Annotated in this window: 20 protein-coding genes; 7 read left to right on the forward strand and 13 right to left on the reverse strand. The window is 60.8% G+C overall.

The features are described from left to right. Positions 1-8 precede the first annotated feature (8 nt). Positions 9-362 carry a hypothetical protein gene (locus tag RISW2_RS14470; RefSeq protein WP_043772484.1) on the reverse strand — a complete coding sequence of 118 codons (354 nt, stop codon included), beginning with the start codon at positions 360-362 and terminating at the stop codon, positions 9-11. Positions 363-572: 210 nt separating this feature from the next. Here RISW2_RS14470 and RISW2_RS25660 point away from each other — a divergent pair, with 210 nt between their 5' ends. The 3 genes from RISW2_RS25660 to RISW2_RS24110 all read left to right on the forward strand — a co-directional run bounded on the left by RISW2_RS25660 (position 573) and on the right by RISW2_RS24110 (position 1,598). Then, the gene (locus RISW2_RS25660; protein WP_084615411.1) at positions 573-824 is read left to right on the forward strand and encodes a hypothetical protein; all 252 of its coding nucleotides are present in this window, start codon (positions 573-575) and stop codon (positions 822-824) included. 124 nt (positions 825-948) lie between these two features. Beyond that, the gene (locus tag RISW2_RS14475) at positions 949-1,206 is read left to right on the forward strand and encodes a helix-turn-helix domain-containing protein (protein WP_043772487.1); all 258 of its coding nucleotides are present in this window, start codon (positions 949-951) and stop codon (positions 1,204-1,206) included. Positions 1,207-1,373: 167 nt separating this feature from the next. Further along, the gene (locus RISW2_RS24110; RefSeq protein WP_084615412.1) at positions 1,374-1,598 is read left to right on the forward strand and encodes a hypothetical protein; all 225 of its coding nucleotides are present in this window, start codon (positions 1,374-1,376) and stop codon (positions 1,596-1,598) included. 103 nt (positions 1,599-1,701) lie between these two features. Here RISW2_RS24110 and RISW2_RS25665 read toward each other — a convergent pair whose 3' ends face one another. From RISW2_RS25665 to RISW2_RS24125, 4 genes are all read right to left on the reverse strand, one after another. Then, the gene (locus tag RISW2_RS25665; RefSeq protein ID WP_043772490.1) at positions 1,702-2,457 is read right to left on the reverse strand and encodes a hypothetical protein; all 756 of its coding nucleotides are present in this window, start codon (positions 2,455-2,457) and stop codon (positions 1,702-1,704) included. Positions 2,458-2,578: 121 nt separating this feature from the next. Further along, entirely contained in the window at positions 2,579-3,058 is a 480-nt protein-coding gene (locus tag RISW2_RS24120) for a thermonuclease family protein (protein ID WP_084615414.1), read from the reverse strand. Positions 3,059-3,199: 141 nt separating this feature from the next. Further along, the gene (locus RISW2_RS14485) at positions 3,200-3,670 is read right to left on the reverse strand and encodes a peptidoglycan-binding domain-containing protein (protein WP_244437573.1); all 471 of its coding nucleotides are present in this window, start codon (positions 3,668-3,670) and stop codon (positions 3,200-3,202) included. 298 nt (positions 3,671-3,968) lie between these two features. Then, a complete protein-coding gene (locus RISW2_RS24125; RefSeq protein WP_084615415.1) occupies positions 3,969-4,169 on the reverse strand; it encodes a heavy-metal-associated domain-containing protein in 201 nt (66 codons plus the stop codon). A gap of 140 nt (positions 4,170-4,309) precedes the next feature. Between RISW2_RS24125 and RISW2_RS14490 the strand changes: the two genes are divergently transcribed. The 4 genes from RISW2_RS14490 (at position 4,310) to RISW2_RS14505 (ending at position 9,047) form a co-directional block, all read left to right on the forward strand. Continuing rightward, positions 4,310-6,817 (forward strand): heavy metal translocating P-type ATPase, encoded by a 2,508-nt coding sequence (locus tag RISW2_RS14490; RefSeq protein WP_043772492.1) that lies wholly within the window; start codon positions 4,310-4,312, stop codon positions 6,815-6,817. A gap of 18 nt (positions 6,818-6,835) precedes the next feature. Beyond that, positions 6,836-7,255, forward strand: a complete 420-nt coding sequence (gene cueR, locus RISW2_RS14495) for a Cu(I)-responsive transcriptional regulator (RefSeq protein WP_043772496.1) — start codon at positions 6,836-6,838, stop codon at positions 7,253-7,255. 132 nt (positions 7,256-7,387) lie between these two features. After that, on the forward strand, positions 7,388-8,260 hold the full coding sequence (locus RISW2_RS14500) for a DUF305 domain-containing protein (RefSeq protein ID WP_043772498.1): 873 nt from the start codon (positions 7,388-7,390) through the stop codon (positions 8,258-8,260). Between the two features lie 22 nt (positions 8,261-8,282). After that, a complete protein-coding gene (locus RISW2_RS14505; protein ID WP_211238706.1) occupies positions 8,283-9,047 on the forward strand; it encodes a MauE/DoxX family redox-associated membrane protein in 765 nt (254 codons plus the stop codon). A 103-nt stretch (positions 9,048-9,150) separates the two neighbouring features. Here the strand turns inward: RISW2_RS14505 and RISW2_RS14510 are convergent, their stop codons facing one another. From RISW2_RS14510 to RISW2_RS14535, 8 genes are all read right to left on the reverse strand, one after another. Further along, positions 9,151-9,888 (reverse strand): cytochrome c biogenesis CcdA family protein, encoded by a 738-nt coding sequence (locus RISW2_RS14510; RefSeq protein WP_043772503.1) that lies wholly within the window; start codon positions 9,886-9,888, stop codon positions 9,151-9,153. Then, positions 9,888-10,379 (reverse strand): hypothetical protein, encoded by a 492-nt coding sequence (locus tag RISW2_RS14515; protein ID WP_043772505.1) that lies wholly within the window; start codon positions 10,377-10,379, stop codon positions 9,888-9,890. Before RISW2_RS14515 ends, RISW2_RS14510 begins: the two co-directional genes overlap by 1 nt. After that, positions 10,376-11,071 (reverse strand): SCO family protein, encoded by a 696-nt coding sequence (locus RISW2_RS14520; RefSeq protein ID WP_244437574.1) that lies wholly within the window; start codon positions 11,069-11,071, stop codon positions 10,376-10,378. The genes RISW2_RS14515 and RISW2_RS14520 overlap by 4 nt, the downstream gene beginning before the upstream one ends. 60 nt (positions 11,072-11,131) lie before the next feature. After that, positions 11,132-11,308: a hypothetical protein gene (locus RISW2_RS24590; protein WP_156943861.1), complete on the reverse strand. Its 177-nt coding sequence runs from the start codon at positions 11,306-11,308 to the stop codon at positions 11,132-11,134. A 40-nt stretch (positions 11,309-11,348) separates the two neighbouring features. Continuing rightward, complete coding sequence (locus RISW2_RS24130; RefSeq protein WP_068286437.1) at positions 11,349-11,630, reverse strand: hypothetical protein; 282 nt, start codon at positions 11,628-11,630, stop codon at positions 11,349-11,351. Positions 11,631-11,712: 82 nt separating this feature from the next. After that, positions 11,713-12,225, reverse strand: a complete 513-nt coding sequence (locus RISW2_RS14525; RefSeq protein WP_043772509.1) for a TlpA family protein disulfide reductase — start codon at positions 12,223-12,225, stop codon at positions 11,713-11,715. Further along, positions 12,222-12,818 (reverse strand): DsbE family thiol:disulfide interchange protein, encoded by a 597-nt coding sequence (locus RISW2_RS14530; RefSeq protein WP_043772511.1) that lies wholly within the window; start codon positions 12,816-12,818, stop codon positions 12,222-12,224. The genes RISW2_RS14525 and RISW2_RS14530 overlap by 4 nt, the downstream gene beginning before the upstream one ends. Continuing rightward, complete coding sequence (locus tag RISW2_RS14535; protein ID WP_370526766.1) at positions 12,815-13,192, reverse strand: c-type cytochrome; 378 nt, start codon at positions 13,190-13,192, stop codon at positions 12,815-12,817. The genes RISW2_RS14530 and RISW2_RS14535 overlap by 4 nt, the downstream gene beginning before the upstream one ends. Positions 13,193-13,203 lie beyond the last annotated feature (11 nt).

Here is a 13,203-nt window from a genome sequence, read left to right on the forward strand (position 1 = left end):
AGACGAGGTTAGCTGCCAGCGTCCTTGTCTGATTGGGCGAGCTTGTGGCTCCGGCTTGTCCCCGCTTCAAGCGGCAGGTCGACATGCGCAAAGCCAAGGCCAATGAAGAATGACACCACGCCGGAGATCGTCTTGAACTCGCGGATCTTGATATCGTTGTAGGTCGTCCGCGTGCGGGCGGTGACGAGGAGCTTTTCCACCCCGTCATCAGAGACAACGCGCATGATCCAGACCCCGTAATAGCTGGGGCCTTTCTTATGTGCCGACTCCTGGCACAGGATTTCTGCGCTATAGCCGCTTTCCACGAGCTCGCGGAACCTGGCTTCCGTAACCACATTTGGTGCTTCGATGTCCCAGTTCATGGCCCGGCTCACGCTTTCTCCAATGGCGCGACCCCAGGCATTCCCACTTGAAGCCCAGAGTTACGATAGTATACTATTAGCCGCAAGATATAATATCGTGCTTTAGCTGTAGTTTGGTCACGCAAACACTAGTCACGGCCTACGCTTGCGATCAAGGAGATAACAGGTTTGAGAAACCCAAGGTTGCAAAGTCTGATTCCACTACAAGCTATGGTCCTTCTGGCCTGCGTTCCTAGACCGGTTTTGGCGGAATCCTGCTTCGCGCCACCCCGTCCTTTTCTGCCAAGCGATTCGCAGGCCGCGCGGAACTATGCGGATATTATCCGTGGTGATTTCGAAGACTATATTCAGGATATCCAGAGCTACTTCCGCTGCCTCGACAGTGAACGGGCTCGTGCGTTCGAAGAAGCGCGCGAAGTCAGTGAAGACTATGGTCGATTTCTGCAATTGGTAGGGGATTGATGGGTCGCGTGGGTAGCACGAGATTGGCAACTCACGAAAATACGATGTCGACAACATCCGTAAGTATCCATTTTTTAGATAACAGATTTCATCCGCTAGCGACGTCACAAAAGGTATGTGACGCGTGGCAAAGACAATCAGAAGCACAGGACAGGTGGCACTCTGCCAAGCATTGGTCGACGCCCGCATCAAGGCGGGACTCGGTCAGGAAGACTTGGCGATCAAGCTCAAGTGCCATCAATCCCTCGTGGCGCGCATTGAAAGCGGCCAGCGCCGGGTCGACGTCGTCGAGCTGGTCGTCCTTGCGCGCGCCATCGGCTTTGACCCTTTCGAGGTTTTGGCGACCGTCGAAGCCGCGACGGAGCCCGACCACCGGATTTGAGCAATTTCATCAATCGAGAACACGGGAGCTGACTTCTCCCGGTGTGAATTCGTTACCGCGAGGACAAACAGTAACCGATTTTAACGAGGCCCGGCATACGGTTGCAGCAAACGCTCTGGGATCTGAGCTGCTATCCGCAACGCCAAATAGCAGGAAGTCAGTAAACAGTGAACGAAGATAAGATCGAAGGCGTCGCGATTGCCAATTTGATTGCAGCCGATGAAGAAACCATTGTCGGCTGGATTTATCGCTGGAACACAGGTGCTCTGGCAATCCGGTGGGACATGCATGGCCCGCAGCGCGTCTCAAAGATTTTCCCGGATCTCTGCGATGCGGATAAAGCTGAAATCGACTTCGCGTCTCTCACGCAGCTGCCCTGTCGCAACGACTGACACGGTAGAATATGGCCTCTATGGCCCTCGATTGTGTGAGTATGCCTGCGTTGCAGGTTTGATTTCGTACAGGACTCTGCGCGACATCGCTGCGGCTCAACAGTCAGTAATTGACCTGCTCGAAGCCGTAATTCCCGCTATAGTCACGCCACTCAACGAAGACTGATCTGTGATAAATGCTCGGGCAGTGCTCGCCCCACCGCTCGAGACCGGCGTGCGCAGCAGGAAGCGCTGCGGGAGACGACGACCTCCAGGAAAAATCGCCCTGGATCCCGTAGGTGCCGAGGACAACGACGGCGCTGCGGTTGCAGACGCCATCTCGCCCGGATTCGTGCTGGCGGGCATAACGAACGTCAAAGACGCGGATGGAACGCACGAAGTTGAATTCCGGCCCGCTGATATCGATGTCGGCGCGGTCTTCTACGAGCTGGAGGGCATAATCAGCACTTACGAGGCTGTCCCAGGCCGCGTTTGAGCCTTTGAACTCGAGCATGCCGCCTGCTGTGGCGGCCTGATCAAAGAGCGAGGCTGAAGAGTTTGATGGGGTTCCTGCACCACCATATAGGGCATCGAAGATCCGGTCTGTTGGGCGCGACCTGGTAGGCCCATCGTAAGACGCACCCATGGGGCAGCGCCAAATCTGCAGCGGCGGCTCCACCGGCCAAGGTGTGATGCGCCGGATGAACTCGGCCCGAGCGCGAGCGCATGGCACGGAAGCCGGCCACCCACCGGACAAACACAGCAGGATGGCGCAATCGATCTGATAGGTTTGGGCGCGGGCTTGCGTCGGAACTGTTGGCCCAGTCAAGGCGAGAGCTAAAAGGGCCGCCAGAGGGAGGTTTTTGAATTCGAAACGCATGGCAAGAACCCTTGACAATCTTCATCCAGCATACATACGAAAATATACTATTGCAACATTGATGATGCGTGTTGCGGTTGCGGCGGTCAGCAAGATCGCGAGGTGACCGAGCCGCCCGTCGTCATCCGCCACGTTGCGCGCGGCGCCAGTCCCACGGCATGTCAAAGCGTCCGGACCAGATATTGCGCCGTGCGGAACTGGCCTCGTTCTCATCGCGGATATAGTCGCGGCTGTATTGGCGATAAGCGACCGCCCACCCTTCACGCACGAGCCAGCCGTTCAGATCGGAGCCGTCTTGATGACAGACCGCAATGAAGCGGCCATAGCGGTCGATATCGCGCACGGTGCAGCTGACCTGCCGGCGACCGATCCTGTCGGCGAGAGACAGTGCCGCTTGTTGTCCGCACCGCCAGCGCTGACCCTCAGCCGTGGCGCAAAGCTGCCGGCTTTCCGGAGCATCGATCCCATGCAACCGGATGCGCTGCCCACGAATTTCCAGTGTGTCGCCGTCGATCACGCTGGCAACGCCGGTCAAGCGATCAGCATGGGCCTGCGGGGCGGCAACAAACGAGAACAGAAGGAGGGCGAGTAGAAAGCGCATAGAGCAGACCTGTTTTGAGCAGAGGTGACGAGACATAAACGGATGATCCCGTACGGAAGACCTAAGCCCTGTGAAGTCGCCCGTGGGCCACCGCATCACGTCACGGATGATTTGCGGGCGGGGCTGTGTAGGGCAAGGTTGCTATTCGCCGGGCTGGACGCCCAGTGCTTCCAGGGTTGCGCGATCGGCTGCGCCGGTGATGGGCAGGCCGCTTTGTTTTTGGAACGCCCGCATCGCGTTGCGTGATCCATTGCCCCAAACGCCGTCCGGGGTGCCTGCGTTAAACCCGCCCGCGTTCAGGAGAGTCTGGATCGCGCGGTAGTCGTCTGGCGAGAGATCTAGCGTCGACCACCCGCAGGCGCCAGCCACTGCCTCAATCGCTTCCTCGATTCCAGCGAGATCAAATTCTGCATCGTAGCGTCGGCCATTGCCGTCCGTGAGCCGGATGAAAAAACTCTCGGCATCATAGAGGCCGCGCAGGAACCCCTCCGAGCCAGAGCCAAAGAGCCCGGCACCCTTGTTATTGGTCAACTCGTTCCAGCGCGTCGATTGCGCAGGATTGCTGTCGATTCGGTAGGTGATGTCGAACGAATCCCGGCGTATGGCACTCATCAAGAAGTCGTCCTGGACGAATACCACAGACGTTTCGCCCTCACGGCATTGCGCGAGTAGGGCTGTAGGACCCCCAAAGCTGCGCGCGTCATGGGCAGAGTAGTTGACGGCCACCACCGACGGGCTGTCGTCAAACGCTTACAGCGCGGGAAGGTTTGGCACAATCTAGCGAGGCAGGCGAATTCTCGCTGCGAGCGCTCAAAACTGTTGCGCAATAGATACATAGCAACGTTCACCAGTCAGACAGAAGACGCGAAAATGGTAGTGAGTACTTCAGTATTGACTGGAATTGCCGGGACTAAGTCAGTCTTTCCGATCCGTAGCCCGCATCATGAATCGCTGCCTTCAGAGCGCTTTCATCCAATGCGCTATCTACCTCGACGGAACGCGCAGTCAGGTCAAAGGTGACAGTCGCGTGTGGGTCTATCGTCACAATGGCCTTCTCTATCGACGCGCTGCAATGTCCGCAGTTCATGTCCGGCACGCTTAACCTGATCATCACGATCTCCTTCTTGCTGCTGCCATCTAGGCCGCTGCCCTATGGGAAGGTCAATGCCCGAAAAAATTCCTCGATGCACCTGTTGACCTTCCAGTGAATGGAACCCTTATGTGAGGGAGGATCAGAATCAGGAGTTTTCCATGTCCGGTCCGCACAGCGTCCGAATTTCCCTTCAAAACATGTCCTGCGCCTCTTGCGTCGGGCGGGTGGAGCGTGGGCTTTCCGGCCTGCCGGGTGTCAGCGACGTTCGCGTCAACCTCGCCAGCGAGACGGCCCAGGCGCAGATCGACGGGCCGGAGCGCATCTCGGACATCGTCGAGAAGTTGGAAGAGATCGGCTATCCCGTCCGGACTCAGAGCGTTCGTCTGAACGTGGCCTCCATGTCCTGCGCGTCCTGCGTCGGGCGGGTGGACAAGGCGCTGGCGGCGATGCCGGGCGTGCTGGACGCGAACGTCAATCTGGCCTCGGAAACCGCCACGGTGACTTATCTCGAAGGCGCGGTCGTGGTCGCCGACCTGCTCAAGGCGGCGGTTGACGCAGGCTATCCCGCGACCCTGCCGCAGGACAGCGCGCCGGAAGACACGAGTGCCCGCAAGGATGAAGAGGCGCGCAGGCTGGCCCGCAGGACCGCTATGGCGGCGGCCCTCGCCCTGCCGGTGTTCCTGCTGGAAATGGGCGCGCACCTGATCCCCGGGATGCATGGCCTGATCGGCGAAACCATTGGCCACCGGGCCAGCTGGCTGATCCAGTTCGGTCTGACCACCATGGTCCTGTTCTTGCCGGGGCGCAGCTTCTACACGCGCGGGTTTCCCGCGCTGCTCAAGGGCGCACCGGACATGAACAGCCTTGTCGCTGTCGGCACCTCGGCGGCCTATCTCTATTCCCTCGTGGCGCTCTTCGCGCCCGCGCTGCTGCCCGAAGGGTCGCGCGCGGTCTATTTCGAGGCGGCGGCGGTCATTGTCGTGCTGATCCTGCTGGGCCGCTGGCTGGAAGCCCGCGCAAAGGGCCGGACCGGGGCCGCGATCCAGAAGCTGCTGGGCCTTCAGGCCAAGACCGCCCGCGTGCTGGTGGACGGAGAGCCTGAGGACGTGGCCATCGAGCGCATCGCCGCGGGCGACATCCTGCTCGTGCGCCCCGGAGAGAGGATTGCCGTGGACGGTGAAGTGACCGAAGGCAGCGCCCGCGTCGATGAGAGCATGATCACCGGCGAGCCGGTGCCTGTGGCCAAGTCGTTGGGCGATCCCGTCACCGGCGGGACCGTCAACGGTTCCGGTGCCTTCCAGTTCCGTGCGACACGCGTGGGAGCGGATACGACGCTGGCGCAAATCATCCGTATGGTCGAAGAGGCGCAGGGTGCCAAGTTGCCGATCCAGGGTCTGGTGGATCGGATCACCCTGTGGTTTGTGCCCGCTGTCATGGCGCTGGCGCTGCTGACGGTGATGATCTGGCTGCTGGTCGGACCGTCGCCCGCCTTGTCCTTTGCGCTGGTCGCCGGAGTATCGGTGCTGATCATCGCCTGCCCCTGCGCGATGGGGCTGGCCACGCCGACGTCGATCATGGTCGGCACCGGCCGTGCCGCCGAAATGGGTGTGCTGTTCCGCAAGGGCGACGCCCTGCAACAGCTTTCGACCGTCGATGTGGTCGCGCTGGACAAGACCGGCACGGTGACCGAAGGACGCCCCGAACTGACCGATCTGGTGCTGGCCGACGGCTTTGAACGGGCCGAGGTGCTGGCTCTGGTCGCGGCGGTCGAGGCGCGGTCGGAACATCCCATCGCCGAGGCCATCCTGCGGGCGGCGAAGGCCGAGGGCGTTGCCCGGCACGACGCGCAGAAATTCAAGTCCATCACTGGCCACGGTGTCCGGGCAGAAGTCGCGGGCCGGGACGTACTGGTGGGCGCCGACCGTTTGATGGCTCGCGAAAGGCTGGACATCGGCGCGTTGGTCGACGAAGAGCGCCGCCTGGCCGAGCGGGGCCGCACTGCGCTTTACGCCGCCATCGACGGACGCGTTGCCGCCGTCATCGCCGTGGCCGATCCGGTGAAGCCATCCAGCGCGGCCGCCATCCGGGCGCTGCACGATCTTGGCCTGAAAGTCACCATGATCACCGGCGACAAGCGCGAGACGGCAGAAGCCATCGCGCGCGAAACCGGCATCGACCATGTGATCGCGGGTGTGCTGCCGGATGGCAAGGTCGCGGCATTGGACGATCTGCGCGGCACGGGCCAGCACATCGCCTTTGTCGGCGACGGCATCAACGATGCGCCCGCGCTTGCCCATGCGGACGTGGGCATCGCCATCGGCACCGGCACCGACGTCGCCATCGAATCGGCCGACGTGGTGCTGATGTCGGGCGATCTGCGCGGCGTGGTCAACGCGCTGGAAGTGTCGCGGCGTACGATGCGCAACATCCGCCAGAACCTGTTCTGGGCCTTCGGCTATAACGTAGCCCTCATTCCGGTGGCGGCGGGGCTGCTCTACCCGGTAACGGGCCTGCTGCTGTCGCCGGTGCTGGCGGCTGGGGCAATGGCGCTCAGCTCGGTCTTCGTACTGACGAACGCGCTGCGCCTGCGCCGTGTCCGCCCGGCGATGGACGACGCGGCGAAGGCCGCGACTGCCCCCCGCATGTCCCCCCTCCCGGCGGAATGAAACAAGGAGAAAACGATCATGAATATCGGAGACGTGGCCGACCTGTCCGGCCTTCCTGCGAAGACCATCCGCTACTACGAGGACATCGGGCTGGTCGAGCCGCTGCGCAGCGCGAACGGTTATCGCAGCTTTCGGCAGAGCGACGTCCACAAGTTGGCGTTTCTCGGGCGAGCGCGTGCGCTTGGCTTCACCATCGAGGACTGCCGGAGCCTGCTGAAACTCTATGCCGATACCGACCGCGCCAGCGCGGAGGTCAAGCAGATCGCCGAGGAACACCTCGACCGGATCGACCGGAAAATCGCAGAACTGACCGAGATGCGCGCGACGTTGTCGCACCTTGTCGATGCCTGCGCTGGCGATCACAGGCCTGATTGTCCGATTCTCGCAGATCTGGCGATGGAAGAGGATAAGACCCGGACCGCCAGGGCAGCGGATTAAGCGGGCTTAGATACGTCCCGCAGCGGGCAGCGCCACCCATAAGGTGCGACTGGCTGCAGCTATTTCGGAACATTCCAGCGCGGGAAAGTTGTTCCACCTTTAGACTTCACGATTTCGAGAGAGGACAACTTCATGTCATATGGCCGCTTTTTCGCGATGATCGCCACATCTACCGTCGTCATGTTCGGTCTGATGTATCTCAATACCTACCTCTGGACGCATGTGTTCTGGTCGGAAACGCGGGCCTACATGGCTCTCCTGATGGGAGCCACCATGGCGATCATCATGCTGGGCTTCATGCTGTCGATGTATTCCAGCAAAATGGCTAACGCCGCCATCTTCATCGGTGCCGCTGTGGTCTTTGCCGCCTCGCTTTGGCTGGTCCGCAGCCAGGTGACGGTGGGCGACAGCAGCTACATGCGGGCAATGATCCCGCACCACTCGATCGCGATCATGACCTCCAGCCGCGCCGATATCTCGGACCCGCGCGTGCGCAAGCTGGCGGATGAGATCATCTATGCGCAGGACAAGGAAATCGCCGAGATGCGTTATCTGGTGAACGATATCGACGCCAACGGTGACAGTCCGGCACAGTCAGAAAGCGGACCGGCGCAGATCGTGAGCCTCGACGAGGCGCTATCAACCCCGGAAGTCGCCATTCTCGACCTCGAATTTCTTACTTCGGAGGACATTGCGCAGATGTTTCCCGGCGGCGCCGCGTGCACGTTCACCTACACCACCACAAGCAGGCCTGCGCTGGCGGTGGGCCGCATCGACGGTGGGAGTGTAGCTCTCGCCAAGATCAGCGGCGATCTGGTGCGGCTGGAGGCTGGCGACGCCGGAAGCACTTGGGGCACGGAAGGCATGACAGTGGCGTTGAGCGCGCCGAGCGGACCCGGCACATTGGACGCAAATAGTGGCGAAATGCAGGACGCCGATCTCGTTCTCGAACTTGGGTCCGGTCTGCGTGCAGGGTATCGCGGATATTACGGTTGCGGTGCCTGAACCAGAAACTGGAGGAAACACCATGCCGAAAGACGCATCGAAATCAGCCCAACTCTACCGGATGGTCATGCAGGATCATCTTTGCCCTTATGGTCTCAAGTCCAAAGACCTGCTTGAACGGGAAGGGTACGAGGTCGAGGATCATCACCTGACGACACGTGAGGAAACCGATGCCTTCATGGAAAAGCACGGGGTCGAGACCACGCCGCAGACCTGGATCGGCGACAAGCGGATTGGCGGCTACGACGATCTGCGGGTCCATTTCGGCCTCGACGCGCCGGAAAGCGAGCGCTCGGACACCTCCTATCAGCCGGTGATCGCGATCTTTGCCGTCGCGTTTCTGATGGCGCTCGGCCTGTCATGGTACAGCTTTGGAACCATCCTCAGCCTGCGCGCGCTGGAATGGTTCGTCTCGATCTCGATGTGCTTGCTTGCAGTGCAGAAGCTTCAGGATGTCGAGAGCTTTTCGACCATGTTCCTGAATTACGACCTGCTGGCGCGCCGCTGGGTGCGCTACGGCTATCTTTATCCCTTCGGAGAGGCCTTCGCCGGTATCCTCATGGTCGCCGGGGCGCTCACCTGGCTGTCGGCACCCGTGGCCTTGTTCATCGGCACCGTCGGCGCGGTTTCGGTCTTCAAGGCCGTGTACATCGACAAGCGCGAGTTGAAATGCGCCTGCGTCGGGGGGGACAGCAACGTGCCACTAGGGTTCGTCTCGCTCACCGAGAACCTGATGATGATGATCATGGGTATCTGGATGCCGATCCGGGTCTACCTGATCGGCTGACGGCCCCGCGACCTCTATAGGGGCGCGGCGTGTACGACCTTTTTGAGTGGGGGAGATGATCCCCACTTATCAGCCATCACGCCAAGAGCTGGTTCGAGGTTCGTCAGCCGATCGTCGCGAGAAAGGGAAACGTCCCCAGAAGCCAATAGGCAAACCGTGACAGTTGCCCGGTCATGATGGCAACTCCCATGATGATCATGGCAACACCCGCGCCCTTGTAGAGCCAGCGACCGGCCTTGCCGATCTGCCTGACCCGCGCGGCGATGGCGTCGGTGAACAGCGCCGCCAACAGGAACGGCACCCCCAGCCCCGCGGAATAAATCGTCAGCAGCGAGATGCCGTCCGACATGCCGCCCGAGGTCGAGCTGAGCGTCAGGATAGCCCCGAGGATCGGACCGATGCAGGGCGTCCAGCCGAAAGCGAAGGCAAGCCCCAGCACATAGGCCCCGAGCGGGCGACCGCCGGGAATATCGAGATTGAACCGGGTGTCACGGGAGAATGCCTCCAGTCGAAAGACACCCAGCATGACCAGACCGAACAGGATGATGATCGCGCCGCCCAAATAATTCAGCTCGGTGCGCCATGTCAGCAGCAGCGATCCGAGCGCGCTGGCCCCGGCTCCAAGTGCGACGAAGACCGTCGAAAAGCCCAAGACAAAGCAGGCACTCAACCCGAGCGCCCCGGCGCGCGCCCGCAAGCCGACCGACCGCGTCATGCGCAAATCCGGCTGCCCTGCGATGTACGAGACATAGCCCGGCACAAGCGGCAGGACGCAAGGCGACAGGAACGAAATGGCCCCCGCCAGGAAGGCCGCGAAGATGCCGATGCCGGAGATGTCCATCACGCGTCACGCTCGGTGCTGAAGGGCCACACGGCCCACCAGAACGCGACCAGCGGGACCACGATCCATTGCAACACAGGTGACAGGCCCGCATCGAGGACCGGAATGATTGGCATCAGGTCCGAATAGGCCCAGGCGGCGCGGATCACGATGTTGAGCCATTCGCTGAACAGCGTGTATCCGAGCCCGAACACCACCGTCAGGACGGTCACAGACCGCCGCGTCGAGGCGACCAGGGGCCAGCCCCGGCCCGACAGCATGAGGGCAAGCATCAGCGCGCTCATGGCGATCAGGATATCGCCACCCGTGCAATGGACGGCTGCGAAGACAATCTCACCCCAGGTGCCCTCGTTCCAGATCGTGTAGAGCGGCATATGCGCGAACTCCCAGATCAAGTTGGCCGGGATGACCACCGAAAAATACCGACGCAGAGCTGTCAGGGAAATTCCGTCTGTTGAGGACAGCCTGACGCCAGTCGCGACGACACTCATTGAAACACACCTGTCAGCCGGTCCCACCAGCTGAGCTCCCGGCGTCGATGCTGGGCGTTGTTGATCAACTCGCTGACATAGAGGATCAGGTTCACGTTCTTGAAGTCCATGCCATGGAATTTTGCAGCGAACCGCCCTCCGATGTCCACAACATGGGTGACCGCTCCGTGCATCATCATGTCGCTGTCGGCGGTCATCGTGAACTCCAGCCCATAGTCCCGCGCCAGAACGCGCGTTGCATTTTCAGTCTGATCGGGACGTTTGGTTAGAATAACCCAATTGCTTGGATCGAGCCCATGCCGGTCCGAGTAATCGCGCAACACGTCTGGCGTGTCGTTCACAGGATCGGTCGTGATCGAGATGAACTGCACAAGCTCCTTCATCGGCCCGTCGTTGATCGAGGCCTGTATGGCCGCGATCTTTTCCGCATGGAGCGGGCAGATATCCGGGCAGTTGGCATAGATGAAATGAAGGATGACCACCTTGTCGCTGAAATCCGACAGGCGCACAGGATTCCCCTCGGGATCCTGCAATTCGAAACTCGGAGCCTGCGCTGCATCGATGGCCTGGAAGTAGGGCTCCATCTCGAACATGCGCGCATCCAGGTTTTCCCCCGGATGATTGGCGAAGGCCGGAGACGAAATCGTGGCCGCGAGTATCGCTAAAGCGGCGCGCCGTGTCAGTGCTGTCAATTCTTGTATCCTTACAATAAATGCCTGCCGATCCGTTTACCGACAGGCATTTGGGCAAATCTAGCCGTCAGACTTTTCCGACGGCATCATGCCGCCGTCCATCATGCCGCCTTGCATGGCCCCCTCATTCTGCATCATTTCGCCCGTTTCCGGCGTGGTCTGTTCCTGGGCGCTGACGGCAAATGCACTTGCGGTAAGGGCCGTCGCAACGACGAAAGTTGTAAGTGTTTTTCTCATGGTTTTCTCCTTGGGTTGATCGTGTGGTTATCGAAAGAACTCAGTCGGGAGACGCCCCGTCCGGCGAGTTGGAGCATCCCTTTCCAGACCCGCCCTTCATGCACAGACCCAGGCCGCACATCGCGGCACAGGGGGCCAGCGAGACCAGAACAGGCGCGAGCCCGATCGCGGTGAGCCATCCCCAGTTCAGGGCCATGCCGCCCCCCATCACGGTTGCCGCACCGACGAACAGCAATCGTCTGCGCGTCAACCACCGGGGCCAATTTCCTGCGCTTTCGATGTTGGCGGCACCCGCAATGTTGGAAGGTGATATTTCGGTCATCCGGAAAGTCCTTTCGATGATTAAAAGCTAGTCATTCCAGTAACTGGAAGGTCAAGGGTGAGCAGTGGACTTTTGCTGGGATTCATTCAATAAAGCTTCGCAAAAAGGACACCATCTCGGGATCATCCCATTCGGCCGGGCCGACCAGTCGCCCGAGCTCCCGCCCCTGCGCGTCGATCAGGATCGTCGTCGGCAGGCCAACGGTGCGCAGCGCGGTCATCGAAAGCATGGTCTGGTCGACATACATATTGAGATTGGTGACACCGATCTCGTCGTAGAAACGCCGAACGATTTGTGATCCGGCCCGGTCGATGGAAAGGGCAACCACTTCGAAGTCGTCGCCGCCAAGTTCCGCCTGAAGCGCATCGAGCGTCGGCATCTCTTCGCGGCAGGGGACGCACCAGGTTGCCCAAACATTCACGAGGATCACTTTGCCGCGAAAATCTTCCATGTCTCCGCGGCTGCCGTCATCTTTCTCGTAGCGCACATTGGCGACAGGCTGCGGGGTGTCGTGAAGTGCAAACCCTTGCGGTGTCGCGAAAGCCGCGCCGACGGACAGTGCCCAGGCGATCAGCGGCGGTTTCAGATTTTTCATGGCGTTTTCTCCTTGGCGGATTGGGTTTTGTGGTCACGGACGATCGGCAGCAGCGTTTCCTGCAGGATTGCTCGTGTGATCGGACCAACATGGCGGTAGGCGATGGTGCCGTCGGGCGCGATGACGTAGGTTTCGGGCACGCCATAGACGCCCCATTCGATACCGGCGCGTCCGTTGATGTCGGCCCCGATGCGCGCGTAGGGATCACCCAACTCGTCGAGCCAGGCGCGCGCCTGATCGGGCGGGTCCTTGTAGTTGATTCCGTAGAGCGGCACCTCACCGGTTGCACTCAACTCCATGAACAACGGGTGTTCGGCACGGCAGGGCACACACCACGAGGCGAAGACGTTCACCAGTGACACGTGTCCGATCAGGTCCTGCGTCGAAAGACCTTCTTCTCGGCCGAGCACCGGGGGCAGCGCGAAGTCGGGCACGGGTTTGCCGAGAAGTGCCGACGGCAAGTCGTCGCCACCCCTGAAAAGCCCCCAACCGAACAGGACCATGAGGGCAAAAGCTATCAGCGGAACCAGCACGAACCCGGAGATACTACGTCGCGACACAGGGTCGGCATTTCCCTCGACCTCTTCCGTCATGGCTGCGCCTGCTCATCGGCAAGGGATCGGCTTTCCTGCGACGCGCGGATCCGGTCGGGCCATGTGCTCTTGATGTAGTCAATGATCGCCGTGATCTCATCGTCTGTCAGCACATCCTCATATCCGGGCATGTCGCTTTCGTACCCGTTCCCGACAATCGCCGCCGGTCCGCGTTTCACGATGTCGAGCAATACGCGGTCGGGGTGATGCCAGGTATGGCCGGAGGCGTCGTGCGGCGGGGCAGGCAACCTGCCGTTCGGCAATCGTGTGCGCCAATCTGATTGCCCCTCCAGGTTTGCCCCATGGCAACTGGCACAATTCTCTTGATAAAGGCGCTCGCCCATGAGCACGTCGCTCTGCGCCGCTACGGGCAAAACCGTTGTGG

Source organism: Roseivivax isoporae LMG 25204 (assembly GCF_000521865.1).
Taxonomy (GTDB): domain Bacteria; phylum Pseudomonadota; class Alphaproteobacteria; order Rhodobacterales; family Rhodobacteraceae; genus Roseivivax; species Roseivivax isoporae.

Coding starts and splice junctions, on each gene's coding strand:
- RISW2_RS14470 (WP_043772484.1), bottom strand. CDS start 362: ATGAACTGGGACATCGAAGCACCAAATGTGGTTACGGAAGCCAGGTTC.
- RISW2_RS25660 (WP_084615411.1), top strand. CDS start 573: ATGGTCCTTCTGGCCTGCGTTCCTAGACCGGTTTTGGCGGAATCCTGC.
- RISW2_RS25665 (WP_043772490.1), bottom strand. CDS start 2,457: ATGCGTTTCGAATTCAAAAACCTCCCTCTGGCGGCCCTTTTAGCTCTC.
- RISW2_RS24120 (WP_084615414.1), bottom strand. CDS start 3,058: ATGCGCTTTCTACTCGCCCTCCTTCTGTTCTCGTTTGTTGCCGCCCCG.
- RISW2_RS14485 (WP_244437573.1), bottom strand. CDS start 3,670: ATGAGTGCCATACGCCGGGATTCGTTCGACATCACCTACCGAATCGAC.
- RISW2_RS24125 (WP_084615415.1), bottom strand. CDS start 4,169: ATGATCAGGTTAAGCGTGCCGGACATGAACTGCGGACATTGCAGCGCG.
- RISW2_RS14490 (WP_043772492.1), top strand. CDS start 4,310: ATGTCCGGTCCGCACAGCGTCCGAATTTCCCTTCAAAACATGTCCTGC.
- cueR (WP_043772496.1), top strand. CDS start 6,836: ATGAATATCGGAGACGTGGCCGACCTGTCCGGCCTTCCTGCGAAGACC.
- RISW2_RS14500 (WP_043772498.1), top strand. CDS start 7,388: ATGTCATATGGCCGCTTTTTCGCGATGATCGCCACATCTACCGTCGTC.
- RISW2_RS14505 (WP_211238706.1), top strand. CDS start 8,283: ATGCCGAAAGACGCATCGAAATCAGCCCAACTCTACCGGATGGTCATG.
- RISW2_RS14510 (WP_043772503.1), bottom strand. CDS start 9,888: ATGGACATCTCCGGCATCGGCATCTTCGCGGCCTTCCTGGCGGGGGCC.
- RISW2_RS14515 (WP_043772505.1), bottom strand. CDS start 10,379: ATGAGTGTCGTCGCGACTGGCGTCAGGCTGTCCTCAACAGACGGAATT.
- RISW2_RS24590 (WP_156943861.1), bottom strand. CDS start 11,308: ATGAGAAAAACACTTACAACTTTCGTCGTTGCGACGGCCCTTACCGCA.
- RISW2_RS24130 (WP_068286437.1), bottom strand. CDS start 11,630: ATGACCGAAATATCACCTTCCAACATTGCGGGTGCCGCCAACATCGAA.
- RISW2_RS14525 (WP_043772509.1), bottom strand. CDS start 12,225: ATGAAAAATCTGAAACCGCCGCTGATCGCCTGGGCACTGTCCGTCGGC.
- RISW2_RS14530 (WP_043772511.1), bottom strand. CDS start 12,818: ATGACGGAAGAGGTCGAGGGAAATGCCGACCCTGTGTCGCGACGTAGT.